This is a genomic window from Promicromonospora thailandica, assembly GCF_024171955.1.
GTDB lineage: Bacteria > Actinomycetota > Actinomycetes > Actinomycetales > Cellulomonadaceae > Promicromonospora > Promicromonospora thailandica.
Genome location: NZ_JAMTCS010000002.1, coordinates 100,439 through 120,399, shown reverse-complemented (window position 1 = coordinate 120,399; position 19,961 = coordinate 100,439). Strand labels below are relative to the sequence as shown.

Below are 19,961 nucleotides of genomic sequence, written 5' to 3'. Positions count from 1 at the left end.
CCACCGCCGCGCCCGGCAGCTCGCCGGGCGTGTCAGACGTACGGGTCCCCCGAGCGACCCGTACGTCTGACACGTGGTGCGGATCCCCGTCAGCGGACGGCGTACGCGCGGATCACCGTCTGCGTGACGGTGCCGCCCGACGCGTCCCGCGCCTCGACGCGGAGCGAGACGTGCGCGGTGCCGTGCGGCGCGCGCACCGTGCCGGTGAACGTCCCCGGCCGCCCGCCGGCGAGGGGCGCGGCGTGCCACGTGGCGCCGTCGTCCGCGGACCACCACAGGCGGGCCGAGGTGGCCCGGTCCTTGCTCGGGGTTCCGGCCGACAGCGTGACCCGCGTGCTGCGAGGTGCCGCGTGGCGCAGGTCGAGGCCCTGGACGGCGTAGCCGACGTCGAGCACGGCCGGCGCCGCGGCCCCGGGGGCCGCGCGGAAGGTCCACTCGGTGCTCGTCCGCGTCGACCGCTCCCACCAGGAGTCCTGGCGGCTGGCGTCGAGGGCCACGCGGTGGGCCGCTCCGCCCGCCGGGAGCACCACCTCGCCCGTCGGCCGGGTCTGGTCGAGCACGGGGTCGCCGTCCTGCCAGACGCGCAGGCGCGTGGTCTGCCCGCCGAAGGACACGAAGCGGCTCCCGTCGCCGTCGCTCCACGGCGTGAGGGCGAGCCCGAGGGTGTCGTCCGTGACCGTGAACCCGCCGGTCCCGGCCCGCGGGGCCAGGACGGCGCCGCCCACGGTGGCCCACGCCTTCTCGCGCGGTGCGTAGGTGCGCGCCGCGGCGTCGAAGTAGCCCTGCATGGGGTCCTCCGCCGTACCCGCGTACACCTGGTGGCCCCAGGTGACGCCGTTCGCGCTCAGGTACTCGGTGCGGCGTGCGGGGGTGGCCACGGGGCTGCTGATCGCCGAACCCCAGATGTGCCCCGGTGCGGTGCCCACGCGGGCGCTCTCGGCGACGTGGTCGGCGCCGAGGGACGCGTAGCCGGTCGTCACGGCCGCGGTGCTGCGGGCGTCCGCGCGGAAGCGGAACGTGTCCACGACGTCCTGCGTGTACAGCAGGTCGTAGGTGTAGGACGGCGCGCGGCCCTCCGCCACCGGCTGCTCCAGGACGAAGTGGGTCTGCAGGTCCCACGTGCCGACCGTGACCGGCGCGTCCGTGGGGGTCGCGTACGCCTTCGCGTCGGCCCCGACCACGGCACCGAACCCGTAGAAGTCGTCGCCGACGGCGGTCGTCCGGGTGTCGTCGAGCGAGATCCACCGCACCTCGGCGGGGCGGTGGGTCGCCACGGTGAGCTCGCGCGCCTCCCGCGCATCGAGGACGACGGTGGTGTCGTCGGCGACCGTGACCTCCGGCCGGAGCACGGCCGAGACCGCCGAGACCACGAAGCTCTCGTCCGTGGTCCACAGGAAGCCCGTGACCGAGTACCGGCCCGGCGGCACCCGCAGGTCGAGGCCCTCGGGCCCGATCTCGCGGTGCTCGTCGAACAGCATCGGGTCGTCCACGTTCACGATGCGCACGCTCGACGAGCCGGTGTGCGGCTCGCCGCCGCGCCCGACGGTGCGGACGTCCAGGTCGGCGAGGTCCGGCTCGCGGTAGTAACCGAGCGGCGTGCGCACCTCGTGGCCCTCGGCGTCGGTGGCCGTGACCGCGCCGCTGTAGCGGCGCTCGAGCTCCCCGGCCGTGCGGTCGACACCGACCTCGACCGACGCCGTGCCCCCGGCGGGGACGGTCAGCGTGGTGGTGCCGAGCGTGACCACGCCGTCGGGCAGCGGCTCGCCGTCCTGGTCCGACGCCTCGACCGTGAGGTCGAGCGTGACCGCGGCGTCCCCGGGGTTCGCGTAGGTGAGGGTGCGCCTCGCGGTGCCCTCCTGCGGGTACTCGAAGGCGCCGAACGACAGCGAGGCGGGCGACGGCGTGACGGGCAGGTCGAGCGCCGCGGGCACGAAGACGCGGCCCGCGCCCTCCTCGAACGCTCCGCCGCTCGTGTGCTGCGCCGAACCCATGAGGACGGCCTTGAGCTCCGGACCGGTCAGCTCGGGGCGGGCCTGCTTGAGCACCGCCGCCGCGCCCGCCACGTGCGGGGCCGCCATGGAGGTTCCGCTCCAGGCCGTGTACGGGCCGTCGCTCTCCCACTCGTTGGTGCCGTCGGCGCGCGCCGCGACGATCTCCACGCCGGGGGCGGTGACGTCGGGCTTGATGGCGTAGTCACCCGCCCGCGGGCCGCGGCTGGAGAAGTAGGCGACCTGGTCGTCGTCGTCGACCGCGCCGACGGTGAGCGCGGAGCTCGCGGCGCCCGGCGGCACGACGGCGCCGTGCAGGCCCTCGTTGCCGACGGCCACGACGAACAGCGTCCCGTGCCGGGCGCTCAGCGTGTCGACCGCCATCGAGAACGGGTCCGTGCCGTCCGTGTAGCGCTCGCTCTCGCCGAGGCTCATGTTCACCACGTCGGCGCCAGCCTCCGCGATCCACTCCATGCCGTCGATGATCGACGACGACTCGCCGCCGCCGAAGTCGTCGAGCACCTTGCCGACCAGCAGGTCGGCGCCCGGGGCCACGCCGCGGTTGACCGCGTCGGCATCGCCCGAGCCGAGCGCGATCGAGGCCACGTGCGTGCCGTGGCCGTACCGGTCCACGGTGTCGCCCGACCCGGTGAAGTCCCGGGCACCGACCAGCACGTCGTCGAGGTCGGGGTGGGTGGTGTCGAGGCCGGAGTCGAGCACGCCGACGGTCACGCCCTCGCCGGTGAACCCGGCCGCCCAGGCGGCCGGCGCGCCGATCTGCGGGGACGAGTCGACGTCGAGCGCCTCGACGCGCCCGTCGAGCCAGACCTTCACGGCGTGCGTCGCCGAGCGGGCCGCCGGGCCGGCGTCGAGCGACGCGAGCAGGTCGGCCGCCGCGGCCCGGTCCAGGTCCGCCGAGACCGCGCCGACCGACGGCAGCTCCCGCTCCGGTTCGAGGCCGAGCGCGGCCCAGTCGGGCTGCGCGGTCGCCCGGCGCGACGACGCCGCGCCCGGGTCGCCCGCGGCGTCCGCCACCGCGGCGTCCTGCACGATGACGGGGACGGTGTCGCGGTGCGCGTCGTCGTACCCGGCCGCGATCAGGCCCGTGACGTCGAAGAGCGCCGCGTCGAGCCGGTCGGGCACGAGGCGCGCGACGTCGCCCGGGATCACCCGCACGGTGTCGCCCTCGACGAGCTTCTGGAAGGCGATGCCCTCGCGTCCCGCGGCGGGGCGCACCGTGACGGAGCGGCGCCCGTCGGGGTACCGCCCGACGTCGACCTGGTCGCCCGTGATCAGCGTGACGGTCGCGGACGAGACGACCGCCGGCGCACCGCCGTCGTCCTCCCCGCCGGCACCGGCCGCTCCGGACGACCACGCCGGTACCCCTGTCCCCAGCGCGACCGCCACCGCGATCACCGCTGCCGCTGCACCCGTTCTGGCGCGCATCTGCTGTCTCCTTCGTGAGGACGCAGGCGGTCGAGCACCGCCTCCACAAGGGCTGACGCCGGGTGCGCGGGAACCGTTGGGGTGAGAAGAAGTGCAGGTCAGCGCAGCTGCGGCGTCGCCTCGCGCAGCCGCCGCGTGTACGCGTGGCGCGGGTCGTCGTAGACCTGCCCGGTGGGACCCTGCTCGACCACCAGGCCGTCGTGCATCACCGCCACGTGGTCGCACACGTGGCGCACCACGCCGAGGTCGTGCGAGACGAGCAGCAGGGTCAGCGAGTACTCGTCGGTGAGCCGGGCGAGCAGGTCGAGCACCTGCCGGCGCACCGACACGTCGAGCGCGCTGACCGGCTCGTCCGCGACCAGGATGCGCGGCCGGCACACCAGGGCGCGGGCGATCGCGATGCGCTGGCGCTGTCCGCCCGAGAACTGGTGCGGGTACCGCTCGGCGGCGTCGAGCGGCAGGCCCACCGCCGCGAGCATCTCGCGCACCGCCTCCCGGCGGGCGGACGCCGTGGCCGGGCCGCCCTCGCGCACGTTCGCCGGGTTCAGGAGCGGCTCCGCCACGATGTCGCCGACGGTCATGCGCGGGTCGAGCGAGCCGTACGGGTCCTGGAGCACGAGCTGCAGCGCGGAGCGCAGGTCGCCGAGGTCGCGCCGGCCCGGGACGCCGTCCGGGCTCAGGTCGACGCCCGCGCTCACGACGCGGCCGGACGTCGCGCGGTCCAGCCCCGCGACGATGCGCAGCAGCGTCGACTTGCCCGACCCGGACTCCCCCACGATCCCGAACCGCTGCCCCGGCCGCACCGCCAGCGACACGCCCCGCAGGGCCTGCACGGTCTGGCCACGGCCCGGGTAGGTGCAGGTCACGTCCTCGACGCGGATCAGCGGCGCGGCGGGCTCGCCGTCCGCGGCCGGGCCGCCCTCGGTCACCGCGGCCGCCAGCGGTTCGAGGGTCGACGCCGCCAGCAGCCGGCGCGTGTACGGGTGCCGCGGGTGCGCGAACACCTCCGTGACCGGCCCCTCCTCGACCACCACGCCGTCGAGCAGCACCACCACGCGCTCGCACACCTCGGAGACCACGGCGAGGTCGTGCGTGATGAACAGCAGCCCGGCGCCGCGCTCCCGGACCAGCCGCAGCATCAGGTCGAGCACCTGGCGCTGCACGGTGACGTCGAGGGCTGTGGTCGGCTCGTCGGCCACGAGCACCGACGGGTCGTCGGCCAGCGCCATCGCCAGCACCACGCGCTGCCGCTGCCCGCCCGACAGCTCGTGCGGGTACCGCCGCGCGGCGCCGTCGGGCAGGCCCACCTCGGCCAGCAGCGCGGTGGCGCGGGCCCGCGCCGCGCGCCGTCCGGTGCCGTGCAGGGTCATCGTCTCCGCGACCTGGCGGCCCACGCGGACCAGCGGGTTCAGCGCCGTCATCGGCTCCTGGAACACCATCGACACGTCCCGGCCGCGGAGCCGGGCCAGGTCGCGCTCGCCGCGGTCCAGGAGGTTGCCGGGCACCCCGGCGAGGCCGACGTGCCCGGTGGCCGTGACGCCGTCGGGCAGCAGGCCGAGCGCCGCGAGGGCCGTCATCGTCTTGCCGGACCCGGACTCGCCGATGAGGCCCACCCGCTCGCCGGGGGCGACGTCCAGCGAGACGCCGGACAGGAGCTCGCGGCCGCTGCGGGTGCGTACGCCGAGGTCGCGCAGCTCCAGGGCCGGGGCGGTGCCGGTCGCGGTCGCGTCGGCTGCCGGATCGGGTGCCGGGTCGGATGCTGGGTCGGGTGCTGGGTCGGGTGCCGCGCCGCCGGCGGTGGCCTCGGCGCGGTCCGCCGCGACGTCCGCGAGCCGTGGGTCGAGCACGTCGCGCAGGCCGTCGCCGAGCAGGTTGAAGCCCAGCACGGCCACGGCGATCGCGATGCCGGGGACGATCGCGAGGTGGTCGGCGACGCCAAGGAACTGCTGCGACTCCTGCAGCATGCGGCCCCACGACGGCGTCGGGGGCGGCGTGCCCAGGCCGAGGAAGGACAGGCCGGCCTCGGCGAGCACGGCGATCGCGAAGTTGACCGAGCACTGCACGAGCACCGTGCCCGCGATGTTGGGCAGCACGTGCCGGCGGGCGATCGCGAGCTCGCCGCGGTTGGCGGCGCGCGCGGCGAGCACGTAGTCGGACCGCACCACCTGGAGGGTGCCGCTGCGGGCCACGCGCGCGAAGGCCGGGATCGAGCCGATGCCGAGCGCGACCATCGCCGTCGTCGTGCCCGCGCCGTAGACCGCGCCCAGCACGATCGCGAGCAGCAGGCCCGGGAACGCGAGCAGGATGTCGCTGCCGCGCATGAGCACCGTGGCGGGCCGCCGGTGGCCGGTGCCCTGGAGCATGCCGGCGAGCACGCCCACCGGCACCCCGACCACGGCGGCGATGCCGACGGCCACCACGCCCACCAGGAGCGTGATCTGCGCGCCGGCCATGACCTGGGAGAGCACGTCGCGGCCGAACCGGTCGGTGCCGAGCCAGTGCTCCGGGCCGGGCGGCAGCAGCCGCTCGGCGCCGGCGTGCTCCGGGTCGTACGGGGTCCAGACGAGGGACACGAGGGCCGTGACCAGGACCAGCCCCACCAGCACGGCGCCGATGACGAGCTGCGGGTGCACGCGGGAGCGGCGGCGGCGCGTCACGACGCCCTCCGCAGGCGCGGGTCCAGCAGGGTGTAGGCCAGGTCGACCAGGAAGTTGAGCAGCACCACGAGCACCACCAGCACCGCCACGACCGACTGCACGGCCAGCAGGTCGCGGTTGCCCACGGAGTCGAGCAGCAGGCTGCCGAGCCCCGGCACGGCGAACACCCGCTCGATCACGACGGCGCCGATCAGCATCGAGGCGATCTGCACGCCCACGACCGTCACGACGGGCACGCCGGCGTTGCGCAGCCCGTGCCGCACGAGGGCGCCGGTGAAGGTGAGCCCCTTGGCCCGGGCCGTGCGCAGGAAGTCCTCACGCATGATCTCCAGCACGGCGCTGCGCACGTACCGCGTGATGATCGCGGCCTGCACCGAGCCGAGCGCGACGGCGGGGAGCAGCACGTGCCGCCAGAACTCGCCCCACCCCTCGACGGGCGCCGTCCACCCGCCCGACGGCAGCCAGCCGAGCCGCACCGCGAACAGCGCCACGAGCAGCACGCCCACCAGGAAGTTCGGCACGGCCACGCCCACCTGGCTCACCGCGGACAGCACGACCCCGCCCGCGTTCCGGTGCCAGACGGCGGCCAGCGTGCCCACCGGCACCGCCACCACCAGAGCGATCAGCATGCCGAGGAGCACCAGGATGCCGGTGACCTGCACGCGGTCCGCGACCAGCGGCGTGAGGTCCTGCGCCGTCACGTAGCTGGTGCCCAGGTCGCCCGTGAACAGCCCGCCGACCCAGCTCAGGTACTGCGCGAGCAGCGGCCCGTCCGTGCCGTGCTCGGCGCGCCAGGCCGCGAGCGCCTCCGGCGACGCCTCGATCCCGAGTGCGACGACAGCGGGGTCGCCGGGCAGCACGCGCAGGAGCACGAAGATGGCCGCCGTGGCCACGAGGAGCGTGGCGACGAGCTGGGCGACGTGCGAGGCGAGGTGTCTGAGCACGGGCGGTGAGCGGCGGCGGGCCCGGTCAGTCGGACCAGCGCAGGCCGGTCAGGTCCATGGACTCCGTGGTGGCGTTCGCGGCGATGCCCTGCAGCGCCGCGTCGGCCACCACGGTGTTCGGGAAGAGGAACAGGGGGTCGCTGGCGGCGTCGTCCACGATCATGCGGGCGACCTCCTGCATGCCCGCGACGTACTGGTCCGGGCTGCCCTCGTCGGCCTGCTCGGCCACCTCGGCGAGCCGGGGGTTGTCGTAGCCGATGTAGTAGTCGGGGTCGCCGAAGATGGTCAGCATGTCCCGGGCCTCGGTGTGGAGGATCACGGACATCTGGTAGTCGTGCTCGGTGAACACCTTGTCGAGCCAGACGGCGGGGAACTCGGCGGGGACGATCCTCGCGTCGACGCCGACGTCCTTGAGCTGGGACACGACCACCTGGGCCACGGCCTCGGCGTAGGGGCGCGTGGGGACGTCGAAGGTGATGCTGAGGTTCTCGGCGCCCGCCTCTGCCAGGAGCTCGCGCGCCCGGTCCGGGTCGTGGGGGTAGGCGCCGGTCAGGTCCTGGTAGTACGGGTCGGTGGGCGGCACCATCGACCCGATGAGCTGGCCGTGGCCGGCCCACGCGGTGTCGAGCACGGCCTGCCGGTCGATCGCGTACATGATCGCGCGGCGCACCCGGAGGTCGTCGAACGGCGGGGCGGCGTTGTTCAGCGCGAGCAGGACCTCGCCGGTGGACGTCCCGTCGATCACCTGCAGCCGCTCGTCCTGCTCCAGGCCCGCGATCAGGTCGGGTGCCTGCAGGTTGTACGCCAGGTCGACGTCGCCGGCGCGAACGGCGTTGGCCTGCGCGTTCGCATCGGCGAAGTAGCGCACGGTGATCTCGTCGAGCGCCGGGGCCTCGCCCCAGTAGTCGTCGCGGGCGGCGAGCGTGACGTGCTCGCCCGTGGCCACCTCGGTCACGGTGTAGGGGCCGGTGCCGACCGCCTCGGTCGCCAGGTCGGCGGACAGGTCGTCGGGGAACATCGCGCCCACGGACGTGCCCATGTCGAACAGCCAGGCGTTGCTCGGATGCCGCAGGGTCACGACGACCTCGGTGTCGCTCGTGGCCTCGGCGCTCTCCACGACGTCCATCTTGGACTTCAGGCTCAGCGTCCAGTCGTCCTGCACGCGCGCGATCGACGACACGACGTCGTCCGCGGTGAAGGCCGAGCCGTCGGAGAACGTCACGCCGTCGTGCAGCATGAACGTGTAGACCGTGCGGTCCCCGCTGACCTCCCACGACTCGGCGAGCTGCGGCTGCACCTCGCCGTCCTGGTCGATGGTCACCAGGCCCTCGTACACGTTGTTCATGAGCAGCTGCGGGATGGCCGACCCGGACGTGGTCGTGAAGTCGAGGTTGGTCGGCTCGCCGGTGAGCCCGACGACGACGTCCGTCCGGTCCTCGCCGCCCGTGGAGCTGCCGGCGGAGCACCCGGCGACGAGTGCCGCTGACAGGAGGGCGGCGGCGGTGCCGAGGGCACGACGCCCGGTGAGGATCTGCACGCGACCAGCGTAGTCGGGGGGAACCTTCCGGCGATCAGGGTCCGAGAAGTGCGGCGGGGATCACATCACGCGCTCCGGGTGCCTGCTCCGGACGGCCCCGGGAAGAGACCGGCTCTCCCGAAGATGTCGCGGAGAGTAGACACGGTCTACTGTGCGCAACCCGTCCCCGCGGGGCGGCTTCCCGCCCGTGGGTCGGCAGGAGGCGGTGCCGCACGTACGCTGGCCCGGTGCGCCTCGTGACCTGGAACGTGAACTCCATCCGCTCCCGTGTCGACCGCGTGCTCGCCTTCCTCGACCGCTCCCAGGCGGACGTGCTGGCGATCCAGGAGACCAAGTGCCGGGACGACCAGTTCCCCACCGCGGCGTTCGAGGCCGCGGGCTACGAGGTGGCGCACTTCGGGCTGTCGCAGTGGAACGGCGTGGCGCTCGCGTCGCGCGTGGGCCTGGACGACGTCGCCACGCGGTTCCCCGGGCAGCCCGGCTTCGCGAAGACGGTCGCCGACGACGCACCGGACGCGCTGCTCGACGTGGACCCGCCGATCGAGGCGCGAGCGATCGGCGCCACGTGCGGCGGCGTGCGGGTGTGGAGCCTGTACGTGCCGCACGGCCGCGCGCTCGACGACCCGCACTACACCTACAAGCTGGCCTGGCTGGAGGCGCTGCGCACCTCGGCACAGACCTGGGCGGACGCGCAGGACGCCGTCGCGCTCATGGGCGACTGGAACGTCATCCCGCTCGACACCGACGTGTACGACGCCGCGGCCTTCGCCGGCAAGACCCACGTCTCGCCGCCGGAGCGAGCAGCCTTCGACGCGTTCGGCGAGGCCGGGTACACGGAGCTCACCCGGGCCTTCCTGCCCGCCGAGCACACCTACACCTACTGGGACTACCAGCAGCTCGCGTTCCCGCGGAACAAGGGCCTGCGGATCGACTTCTGCTGGGCGTCGCCCGCGGTCGCGGAGCGCGCGACCGGTGCCGTCATCGACCGTGACGAGCGCAAGGGCAAGGGCGCCTCCGACCACGTGCCGGTGATCGTCGACCTGGCGGACTGAAGCGCCCGCGTACGGGCCAGGACCGCCCGGGGTTCCCTCCGGGACGGGGAGATCAGCGGGTGAAGTTGTCCGTAAACGGAACGCACCCCGACCGGGTGCCGTCCGGGTGACAAGGACGATGCCGAATGTCGGTAAGTTAACCTGCATGACGCCGACGCCCGACCAGTCCCCGGCAGCCACCGACGACGCCCGGGTCCCTGACACGGATCATGTCGAGACGGCGTCCGCGGACGAGCAGGCGTCCGCGCCCGAGGGCGCCGCTGCTGACGATGCCGTCGCCGGCGTGGACGACGGCGTGGACACGCGCGGTGCGAGCTCGGAGGAGTCGCGGTCCGGGGAGCCGACGGGCGACGACGGTTCGGTCGAGGGCGGTGTTGTCGCGGAGGGTGCTGCCACAGGCGGCGCTGTCCCGGACGGTGCTGCCGAGGAAGGTGCTGCCGAGGGCGGCCCGACGGACCAGGGCGGGGCGGACGAGGGGGCGGCCGACCAGGGCGGGGCCGGCGACGATGCCGCGGGCGACAGTGCCGCGGATGTTGCCGCGGACGATGCGGCCGCGAACGCCGCCGACGGGGCCGGGAAGGGGCCGGCTGACGGGACCTCCCAGCCGGCCGACACCGACTCCGGCCGCGCGGGCGAGGCAGCTCCGGAGCCGGACACCGCGGCTGGTGCCACCGAGGAGCCACGCCCCGCAGCGCCCGCGCCCGACACCGACGACACGAGGGCCGGCGCGTCGGACGCGAGCCCGTCGGAGACCGGCGCGCCGGAGACCGGCACGTCAGACACGGGCAGCGCCGACGCGGGAGGTCCGGCGCCCGCCGGAGCCGCCGCGCGCACCGCCGCCGACGCGGGTGAGACACAGACCGGGACACCGGCCGAGGCGCCCGCAGAGGCGCCGGCAACCGGCGACGGTGGCGCGGCCGACGAGGCGTCCGGTCCGGCCGAGGGCGCCGACACGGCGGACGACCCGACCGGGTCGGCCGACAGCACGGGCGAGACGACGGCCGACACCACGACCGACACGACGACCGACACCGCCGCTCCGGGGCCGACGGCGACCGCCGGGTCGATCCGCGCACCGAGGCGCGACGAGACCCCGACCGAGGAGATCAGCGTCGTCCCGCCGGCCGCCGCGGCCCCCGCCGACGGGGCCGTCGCGAGCCCGGCCGACGCCCCCGCCGCGTCGGCGAGCAGTCCAGCCGCCCCCGTCGTCGACGAGAACTTCGACTTCAAGGCGCTGTCGTTCGCCGCGATCGCCGAGGCGCACAAGAAGGCGCTCGGTCCGCGCACCGTCGTGAGCGAGACCACCCCGGACGACGCCCAGGCGTCGGATGCCGAGCAGACTCCCGACGAGGGCGGGACCGCCTCGCCGAACGAGACCAGCCCGGCCGAGGCCAGCCCGGCCGAGACCAGCCCCGCCGGGGCGATCGCCGCACCGGCTGCCGGTGAGGCGCCCGAGCTCTTCGCGTCGCCCACCACGCACACCCCGCCGCCCACCGCGCCCCCGAGCCCGTTCCCGACGCCCGCCGCGCCCGTGCAGCACCACCCGGGGGCTGCGGGCCGGCCCGCCGTCACCCAGCCGCCGTCGCCGTTCCCGGCGGCTCCCGGCAGCGCCGCGCACGGCTTCCCGGCGGTGCACGACTACGCCCCCGAGGCCACGTACGTGGGCTGGCGGCCCGCCACGCCGGCCGACGAGGCCGCCCGGCGCCGCCGCTATGCGCTCGTCGGTGGCGCGGTGGTGGCGGTGATCGCCGTCGTGGCGGTGGTCGCCGTCGTCGTCAACGTGGTCAGCCGGCAGCAGTGGGACCCGATCGAGGCGATGATCGCCGAGCCCCGTGAGGTGCACCCGCTGCAGCTCGTGCTCGGCTCGTGCGTGGAGAGCCTCCCGGAGGACGGCGAGGTGTCCGAGGTGCTAGCCGTGCCCTGCAACGAGGACCACACCGCCCAGGTGGTGGGGCGCACCGACTTCGCGGACGCCGCCGTCTGGCCGGGCCGGGACGAGGTGGACAAGCGGGTGGCGCAGGTGTGCGGCACCAAGCAGCTCGGGCCGGTCGCGCGGACCAGCCCGGTCGTCAACAACGTGCGCTACGTGGTCTGGGGCCCGAGCGAGGACTCGTGGGACGACGGCGACCGCGTGGGTCTGTGCCTCGCGGCCACCGCCGAGCCGATCACGCAGGATCTCCTGCAGTAACCGACTGCCGGGCGGGCGTGAACAGGGCGGGCGCCACCGGAGTCTGCCCGGCGCAGCCGTCCAGGAGCGTCTGGCCGAGCGGCGTCGGCGCGTGGATCACGGAGTTGCGCTCGCGCCCCGACGCGACCAGTCCCGCGTTGCGCAGCACGGTGGCGTGCTCCGACGCCGACGCGGGCGAGATCGCGAGCCGCTGCGCGATCTCGCTGGTCGTCGCGCCGGTGCCGAGCGCGCGCAGCACCGCCGCCCGGGTGCGGCCGAGCAGGGCGGTGAGCTGTCGGCCGCCGTCGGCCGCGGACTCGAGCGACCGGTCAGGCGTGACGTTCTCGTGCACGATCGGGTAGATCAGCACGGGCGGCAGCTCCGGGTCGGCGAGCGTGATCGGCGCGCGCAGGCAGAAGTAGGACGGGACGATCAGCAGGCCGCGGCCGGCCAGGTCGACGTCGCGCTCGGCCGCCGTGGCCACCGACAGGACCGGGTGCTCCCACCGCACCGCGGGGTGCAGGGTGCGCAGCGCGTGCTCCGTGCCGCCCTCCACCCAGGCCCGGGTCCGCGCCGCGCGGTCGAGGTCGACGGCGGCCCGGATGCCGCTCCAGTACGGCCCGATCGCGTGGTCGTAGTAGGCGCGCAGCGCGACCCCGAGCCCGCGCACCGCGGGTGCCGAACCCGCCCCGAGGTCGCGCATCCACAGGTGCGGCCGGTACCCGCGGGTGAGCAGCGCCATGTCGGTGCCGAGCCTCGACCGCGGCGTGGACAGCACGGCGTCCAGGCCCGAGTCGAAGCTGTCGGTACCGGTCACCGGCGTGAGGAAGTCGGGTGAGTACCCGCGGGGCGGCGCCAGGCGCAGCAGCATCCGGGCCGCCGGGGGCAGGTCGGTCAGCACCCGCTCCCGCCAGGACGCGAACAACGGCACGCCCGGGCGCTGGTTCACCACGTGCGCGCTGAGCAGCACCTCCCACATCGGGTCCGGGCCCGGTGCTATCCGGACCCGGGCTAGATCGTCCGCAGTGAAGTGGAACCGCAGCATCAGGCCCTCCCTGACCGTCCGCCTCTCCCCGTGGCCCCCGTCGGCTCGCCCCCCGCGTGCCCTGACCGTGCGGGTCCTCCCGCGCGGCGAGCCGCGCGGGGATTCACCCGCACACAGAGGGACGAGCGGGAAATCCTGTTCTGGTCGTCGGCATCGACACCTTCACAAGACCGACACACCCGTCCTCGTCCGTCCAGGATGGCAGGCCGCGCCCGTCCGCACATCGGCCGAGAAGCGTAGTCCGGTGTCCGTCGTTCGACGGACACCGGACCACCGGTCACAGGCCAGGGGTCACACCACGGGCACGCGTCGTTCGAGGGTCAGGCCCTCTCCGTCCGCCCGGTCCACGACCACCGCGTCGCCGTCCGACACGTCGCCCGCCAGCAGCAGGCGCGCGAGGCGGTCACCGATCTCGCGCTGCACCAGGCGGCGCAGGGGCCGGGCCCCGTAGGCGGGGTCGAACCCGTCCAGCGCGAGCCACTCGCGCGCGGCCGGGGTCACCTCCACCGTGATGCGGCGGTCGTCCAGGCGCTTCGCGAACGCGTCGACCTGCAGGTCCACGATGCGGCCCAGCTCGTCGAGCGTGAGCGCGTCGAAGACCACCACGTCGTCGAGCCGGTTGAGGAACTCCGGCTTGAACGCCGCGCGCACCGCCGTCATCACCGAGTCGCGCCGCTCCTCCTGGGAGAGCAGCGGGTCCACGAGGAACTGCGACCCGAGGTTGGAGGTCAGCACGAGGATCGTGTTGCGGAAGTCGACCGTGCGGCCCTGGCCGTCGGTGAGGCGGCCGTCGTCGAGCACCTGGAGCAGGATGTCGAAGACCTCGGGATGGGCCTTCTCCACCTCGTCCAGCAGCACCACCGTGTAGGGCCGACGACGCACGGCCTCCGTGAGCTGGCCGCCCTCCTCGTAGCCGACGTACCCCGGGGGCGCCCCGACGAGCCGCGCCACGGAGTGCTTCTCGCCGTACTCCGACATGTCGATGCGCACCATGGCGCGCTCGTCGTCGAACAGGAAGTCCGCGAGCGCCTTGGCGAGCTCGGTCTTGCCGACGCCGGTGGGCCCGAGGAACAGGAACGACCCGGTGGGCCGGTCGGGGTCGGCGACGCCCGCGCGGGTGCGCCGCACGGCGTCGGACACCGCGGCGACCGCGGAGCTCTGCCCGATCAGTCGCTGCCCGATGACCTCCTCCATGTGGAGGAGCTTCTCGGACTCGCCCTGCAGCAGGCGCCCGGCGGGGATGCCGGTCCACGCCGCGACGACCTCGGCGATCTCGTCGGCGCCGACCTTGTCCGCGATCATCGGCTGGTCGGGGGACGGCAGGCTCTCACCTTCGGACTCCTCCTGCTCGGCCGCCGCCAGCTCCTTCTCGACCACGGGGATCTCGCCGTACCGGATGCGCGCCGCGCCCTCGAGGTCGCCCTCGCGCAGCTTGCGCTCGGCGTCGGTGCGCAGCTCGTCGAGCCGTGCGCGCAGGTCGCCGACGCGGTTGTGGCCCGCCTTCTCGGACTCCCAGCGCGCGGTGAGCGCGGCGAGCGCCTCGCGGCGGTCCGCGAGGTCGGCGCGCAGGCGCTCCAGGCGGTCCTTCGAGGCGGCGTCCTCCGACTCCGACAGGACCACCTCCTCCATCTCCAGGCGGGTGACGGCGCGCTGCAGCTCGTCGATCTCGACCGGCGAGGAGTCGAGCTCCATGCGCAGGCGGGAGGCGGCCTCGTCGACCAGGTCGATCGCCTTGTCGGGAAGCTGCCGGCCGGAGATGTACCGGTCCGAGAGGGTGGCGGCGGCGACCAGGGCGGAGTCGGCGATCGTGACCTTGTGGTGGGCCTCGTAGCGCTCCTTGAGACCGCGCAGGATCGCCACGGTGTCCTCGACCGACGGCTCGCCGACGAAGACCTGCTGGAAGCGACGCTCCAGGGCCGGGTCCTTCTCGATGTGCTCGCGGTACTCGTCGAGCGTGGTGGCGCCCACGAGACGCAGCTCGCCGCGCGCGAGCATCGGCTTGAGCATGTTGCCCGCGTCCATGGCGCCCTCGCCGCCCGCGCCGGCACCGACCACGGTGTGCAGCTCGTCGATGAAGGTGACCACCTCGCCGTCGGACGCGGTGATCTCCGCGAGCACGGCCTTGAGGCGCTCCTCGAACTCGCCGCGGTACTTGGCGCCCGCGACCATGCTCGCGAGGTCGAGCGCGACCAGGCGCTTGCCCTTGAGCGACTCGGGCACGTCGCCGCCGACGATGCGCTGGGCGAGCCCCTCGACGACGGCCGTCTTGCCGACACCGGGCTCGCCGATGAGCACCGGGTTGTTCTTGGTACGGCGGCTGAGCACCTGGACCACCCGGCGGATCTCCGCGTCGCGGCCGATGACCGGGTCGAGCCTGCCGTCCCGAGCCTGCTGCGTGAGGTCGGTGCCGTACTGCTCGAGCGCCTTGTAGGTGCCCTCGGGGTTGGGGCTGGTCACGCGGCCCGACCCGCGGACGGCGGGCAGCGCGGCGCGCAGGGCGTCGGCGGTGGCCCCGGCGTCGGACAGGATGCGCCCTGCGGACGACTGACCCGACGCGAGGCCGATGAGGAGGTGCTCGGTGGAGACGTACTCGTCGCCCAGGCCCTGGGCCTCCTTGCCCGCGAGGTCGAGGACCGTCGCCAGGGCGCGGCTCGCGCTCGGCTGGGCGGTGCTCGTACCGCTGGCCTGCGGCAGCTCGACGAGCGCGGCGCGCACCTGGCGGCCGATGGCCTGCGCGTTCGCCCCCACCGCGTCGAGGAGGCCCACGGCCACGCCGTTCTCCTGCTGGAGCAGCGACGCGAGCAGGTGGACGGGCTCGAGCTGCGGGTTGCCGGCGGCCGACGCCGACTGGATCGCGTCGCCGATCGCCTGCTGCGACATGGTCGTGAACTTGGTGTCCATGAAGCCTCCCGGGGGCTGAAAGAAGTTGGGCAGAGGTCCGTGGAAGAGAACCCGCGCAAAGTTGAGTCTATTCCACTCAACTTGGATTTCCACTGTAGCGCGCACCACTGACAGTCGTACCGTGGCCGGATGAACGCCCAGGTCATCGTCCTCAACGGCGGTTCCAGCTCCGGCAAGTCCACGATCGCCCGGGCTCTGCAGGAGCTGCTCCCGGAGGCGTGGCTCTCGCTCAGCGTCGACACCCTCGTCGACGCGATGCCCGCCCGGCTGACCGCGGGCGGCGACGGTATCGGGTTCGCGGACGACGGCGTCGTCGACGTCGGGCCCGACTTCATGGCGCTGCAGGACGCCTGGATCACCGGGCTGGTCGCCATGGCCCGCGCGGGCGCGCACCTCGTGGTCGACGACGTGTTCCTCGGTGGCGGGGCCTCGCAGCACCGCTGGCTGGCGGCCCTGGGTGACGTCCCCACGGTCTGGGTCGGCGTGCGGTGCGACCCCGCCGTCGCGGCGCGGCGCGAGGCCGCCCGCGGAGACCGCGTGGCGGGCATGGCCGCGCAGCAGGCCGACGTCGTGCACCGGGGCGTGGCCTACGACCTGGAGGTCGACACCTCGCGCGCCGAGGCGGCGGACTGCGCGCGGGCCATCGCCGCGCACCTGAGATCATCGCGGGGTGACCGCGCAGACTGACGACTCCCTGACACCACCCCGCGCCGCCCTCGTCGGGGTCGTCGGCGGGGCCTTCTCGGGACTGTTCGGCCTGGGTGGCGGCATCGTGATGGTGCCGCTCCTGACCTCGCTCGGCGGCCTGACGCAGCGCCGCGCCAGCGCCTACTCGCTCGCCGCGATCCTGCCCGCCGCGATCGTCGGTTCGATCCCGTACCTGACGCACCGGGCCGTGGACCTCGTGGCAGCCGGGCTGCTCGTCGTCGGCTCCGTGGTGGGCGCCGTGGTCGGTGCCCGCCTGCTCGCCCGGGTGCCGGAGACCCTGCTGCGCTGGCTGTTCGTCGGCGTGCTGGTCGCGGGGATCGTCCGGTCGCTGCTGGACGGGTTCGGCGAGCCGCCGTCCGTCGACAGCGCCGAGGGTCTGCCCAGCCTGCTCGACGGCACCGGGATGGTGGGCCTCGGCCTGGTCATGGGCATCGCGTCGGGCCTGCTGGGCATCGGTGGCGGACAGCTCGCCGTGCCGGGGCTGTCCGCACTGTTCGACTTCGCGCCCGCGCTGGCCAAGGGCACGTCGCTGGTGGCGATGATCCCCACCGCCGTCTCCGGCACCTGGGTGAACGCGCGCAACCGCCTGGTGCACCTGCGCACGGCGGCGATCATCGGCCTGGTGGCATCGGTGTTCTCGTTCGGTGGTGCGAGCCTGTCGGTGGTGCTGCCCGACCGGGTCGCGTCGGTCGCGTTCGCGGCGCTCCTCGTGTTCGCGCTGGCCCAGCAGGTCCGCAAGGCCCTGGAGAAGCGCCCGCGCTGACGGTCCGGGCCGGGCCCGGACCACTTTCGAGACCGAGGTTGCTTCGCTTCGAGGGGCTTCATAGCGAAGCAACCTCGGTCTCGAAGACGATCCCCGGGTGCCGCGATCCCCTCGGGCCTCACACGGGCCGGGCCGCCACCTGCTCCCACAGCACCGCCGCGCACTCCGCCGCCACCGCCACCGCGACGTCGCGCGCCGTGTCTCCGTCGCGCTCCGGGACCACGCGCTGCACGGCGCCCTCCGCGAGCAGGTCGACGGCCCGCACGTGCTGCGCCTCGGCCAGCTCCGCCGCGTGCACCGTGTCGCCGTGCACGATCACGCTCGCGCCCTCGGGCGGCAGCGGCGACAGCCACGCGTGCTCGGCCGCGAGCACGGTCCGCGCGGGCAGCAGCGCCAGCGCACCCCCGCCGCAGCCCTGGCCCAGGATCACGGACAGCGTCGGCACGGTCATCCGGGTCAGCGCCGCGATGCAGCGCGCGATCTCGCCCGCCAGCGCGCCCTCCTCGGCGGCCTGCGAGAGCTCGGCGCCCGGGGTGTCGATCACGGCGACGAGCGGGAGCCGCAGCTCCTCGGCCAGCCCCATGGCCCGCCGCGCCACCCGGAGGGCGGCCGGCCCCATGGGCGCGGTCTCCGACTGCCGGGACCGGTCCTGGCCCACCACCACGCACGGCTGCCCGCCCAGACGCGTGAGCGCGACCAGCATCGACTCGTCCCGCTCGCCCTCGTCCGTCCCGGACAGCCGCACGGTGCCCGACGCCCCGTAGCGCAGCAGGTCGCGCACGCCGACCCGGCCTTCGGCCCGCGTGCGCAGCACGGAGTCCCAGGCCGACGTCGTCCCGGACGGCTCGCCCGTGCGGCGTGGCAGGCCGGACGGCGCCGGCGGGTCGACCAGCACGGCGAGCACCCGCTCGATCAGCGCGGGCAGGTTCTCGGGCGCGACGACGCCGTCGATCACGCCCTTGGCGGCGAGGTTCTCGGCGGACTGGACGCCGTCCGGCAGCGCGTGGCCCGTGAGGGCCTCGACCACGCGCGGTCCGAGGAACCCGATGAGCGCTCCCGGCTCGGCCACGGTGAGGTGCGCGAGCGAGCCCCACGAGGCGTAGACGCCGCCGGTGGTGGGGTGGCGCAGGTAGACGAGGTACGGCAGCCCGGCGTCGCGGTGCTCCATGACGGCCCGGGAGATCTCGACCATGCGGAGGAAGGCGGGCGTGCCCTCCTGCATCCGGGTACCGCCCGAGGCGGTGGTGGCCAGCACGGGCAGCCGCTCGGCGGTCGCACGGCGGACGGCGGCCGTGATCCGCCGGGCGGCCGCGCGCCCGATCGAGCCGCCGAGGAACCGGAACTCGTTGGCGACGACGACCACGGGCCGGCCCCGGACGCGGCCCCGCCCGGTCAGCACCGACTCGTCGGTGCCGGCCTTCGCGGCGGCGGCCGCCAGCACCTCGCGATATGTCTCGGGGTGGCCGGACGTGTCGACCGGCTCGTCCCAGGACTCGAAGCTGCCGTCGTCCAGCACCAGGTCGAGCAGCTCCCGGGCGGTCCAGCGGCGGGTCACGGCCCGGCCTCCGGTCCGGGTGCGCCGTCCACGCCGTCGAGCCACTCCCTGATCCGCGCGGCGTGCTCGTCGAGCACTGGCGGCGCCTGGTGGTCCCGGCGCGTGACCTCGGCGCCGGACGGGTCGAAGAACCGCAGCGGCGGCCCGGGCAGGGTCACGGTGCCGAGGCTCGTGTGCTCGACGTCGACGAGCAGGCCCTGGCTCGCGGTCTGCTCCCAGCCGTACACCTCGTCGAGGGAGCGCACCCGCCCCGCCGGGATGCCGGCGTCCGACAGCCGGGTGAGCAGCGCGTCGGCGTCGTACGCGGCGAACGCGGCCTCGACCGTCTCGATGACCTGGTCGCGGTGGGCCACCCGCCCCGCGTTGTCCCGCAGGCCCTCCGCGTCGGCGTCGAGGTCGAAGGCCAGGCAGAACTTCTGCCACAGCGCCTCGGACCCGACGGCGATCTGGACTGCGCCGTCACGGCAGCGGAACAGGCCGTACGGCGCGATCGAAGGGTGGTGGTTGCCCTGTGCGCGGCCCACCTCCCCGGCCACCGTCCACCGGGTGCCCTGGAAGGCGTGCACCCCGGTGACGGCGGCCAGCAGGGACGTGCGCACCACCTGGCCGGCACCGGTGGTGTGCCGCTCGTGCAGCGCCGCGAGCACGCCGTACGCGCCGTAGATGCCGGCGAGCAGGTCGCCGATCGGCACACCGACACGCTGCGGGTCGTCCGGACCGGACCCCGTGAGCGACATCAGACCGGCCTCGCCCTGGGCGATCTGGTCGTACCCCGCCCGGCCCCCCTCGGGCCCGTCGTGCCCGAACCCCGTGATCGAGAGCACCACCAGGCGGGGGTTGCGCTCGAGCAGCGACTCGACGCCGAGGCCGAGCCGGTCGAGCACACCCGGCCGGAAGTTCTCGACGAGCACGTCGGCGCGGTCGACGAGCTCCAGGAGGGTCTCGCGGTCGGCGTCGGCCTTGAGGTCGAGCGCGATCGACTCCTTGTTCCGGTTGGCGGACAGGAAGTAGGTCGACTCGCGCGCGTCCTCCTCGCCGACGAAGGGCGGGCCCCAGCCGCGCGTGTCGTCGCCCCGCCCGGGGGCCTCGACCTTGACGACACGGGCTCCGAGGTCGCCCAGCATCATCGTGGCGTGCGGGCCCGCGAGAGCCCGGGAGAGGTCGACGACGACGACGCCGTCCAGGGGTCCGGTCATGG

Annotated in this window: 12 protein-coding genes; 4 read left to right on the top strand and 8 right to left on the bottom strand. The window is 74.7% G+C overall.

The window, feature by feature from the left end:
• Positions 1-89: 89 nt before the first annotated feature.
• The 4 genes from APR03_RS03670 to APR03_RS03650 all read right to left on the bottom strand — a co-directional run bounded on the left by APR03_RS03670 (position 90) and on the right by APR03_RS03650 (position 8,572).
• Positions 90-3,434, bottom strand: a complete 3,345-nt coding sequence (locus tag APR03_RS03670) for a S8 family serine peptidase (protein WP_253832912.1) — start codon at positions 3,432-3,434, stop codon at positions 90-92.
• Positions 3,435-3,532: 98 nt separating this feature from the next.
• Positions 3,533-6,091, bottom strand: coding sequence for a dipeptide ABC transporter ATP-binding protein (locus APR03_RS25150; RefSeq protein WP_308216432.1), 2,559 nt, complete (start codon positions 6,089-6,091; stop codon positions 3,533-3,535).
• On the bottom strand, positions 6,088-7,035 hold the full coding sequence (locus tag APR03_RS03655) for an ABC transporter permease (RefSeq protein ID WP_253832911.1): 948 nt from the start codon (positions 7,033-7,035) through the stop codon (positions 6,088-6,090). Before APR03_RS03655 ends, APR03_RS25150 begins: the two co-directional genes overlap by 4 nt.
• Before the next feature lie 25 nt (positions 7,036-7,060).
• Positions 7,061-8,572 (bottom strand): ABC transporter substrate-binding protein, encoded by a 1,512-nt coding sequence (locus APR03_RS03650; protein WP_253832910.1) that lies wholly within the window; start codon positions 8,570-8,572, stop codon positions 7,061-7,063.
• 227 nt (positions 8,573-8,799) lie between these two features.
• On the opposite strand from APR03_RS03650, the gene APR03_RS03645 reads away from it, so the two are divergent.
• The gene (locus APR03_RS03645) at positions 8,800-9,624 is read left to right on the top strand and encodes an exodeoxyribonuclease III (RefSeq protein WP_253832909.1); all 825 of its coding nucleotides are present in this window, start codon (positions 8,800-8,802) and stop codon (positions 9,622-9,624) included.
• A gap of 145 nt (positions 9,625-9,769) precedes the next feature.
• Entirely contained in the window at positions 9,770-11,812 is a 2,043-nt protein-coding gene (locus APR03_RS03640) for a septum formation family protein (RefSeq protein WP_253832908.1), read from the top strand.
• On the opposite strand, the gene APR03_RS03635 is transcribed toward APR03_RS03640, so the two are convergent.
• Entirely contained in the window at positions 11,790-12,836 is a 1,047-nt protein-coding gene (locus tag APR03_RS03635; protein WP_253832907.1) for an ArsR/SmtB family transcription factor, read from the bottom strand. The two genes, APR03_RS03640 and APR03_RS03635, sit on opposite strands and share 23 nt — an antisense overlap.
• 291 nt (positions 12,837-13,127) lie before the next feature.
• On the bottom strand, positions 13,128-15,737 hold the full coding sequence (gene clpB / locus APR03_RS03630; protein ID WP_253832906.1) for an ATP-dependent chaperone ClpB: 2,610 nt from the start codon (positions 15,735-15,737) through the stop codon (positions 13,128-13,130).
• A gap of 129 nt (positions 15,738-15,866) precedes the next feature.
• On the opposite strand from clpB, the gene cpt reads away from it, so the two are divergent.
• Together cpt and APR03_RS03620 are read left to right on the top strand one after the other, a co-directional pair.
• The gene (gene cpt, locus APR03_RS03625) at positions 15,867-16,424 is read left to right on the top strand and encodes a chloramphenicol phosphotransferase CPT (RefSeq protein WP_253832905.1); all 558 of its coding nucleotides are present in this window, start codon (positions 15,867-15,869) and stop codon (positions 16,422-16,424) included.
• Positions 16,408-17,208, top strand: coding sequence for a sulfite exporter TauE/SafE family protein (locus tag APR03_RS03620; protein WP_253832904.1), 801 nt, complete (start codon positions 16,408-16,410; stop codon positions 17,206-17,208). The genes cpt and APR03_RS03620 overlap by 17 nt, the downstream gene beginning before the upstream one ends.
• 118 nt (positions 17,209-17,326) lie before the next feature.
• Here APR03_RS03620 and APR03_RS03615 read toward each other — a convergent pair whose 3' ends face one another.
• Both APR03_RS03615 and APR03_RS03610 read right to left on the bottom strand, forming a co-directional pair.
• Complete coding sequence (locus tag APR03_RS03615; RefSeq protein ID WP_253832902.1) at positions 17,327-18,763, bottom strand: carboxyl transferase domain-containing protein; 1,437 nt, start codon at positions 18,761-18,763, stop codon at positions 17,327-17,329.
• Complete coding sequence (locus tag APR03_RS03610; protein ID WP_253832900.1) at positions 18,760-19,959, bottom strand: CaiB/BaiF CoA transferase family protein; 1,200 nt, start codon at positions 19,957-19,959, stop codon at positions 18,760-18,762. Before APR03_RS03610 ends, APR03_RS03615 begins: the two co-directional genes overlap by 4 nt.
• Positions 19,960-19,961 lie beyond the last annotated feature (2 nt).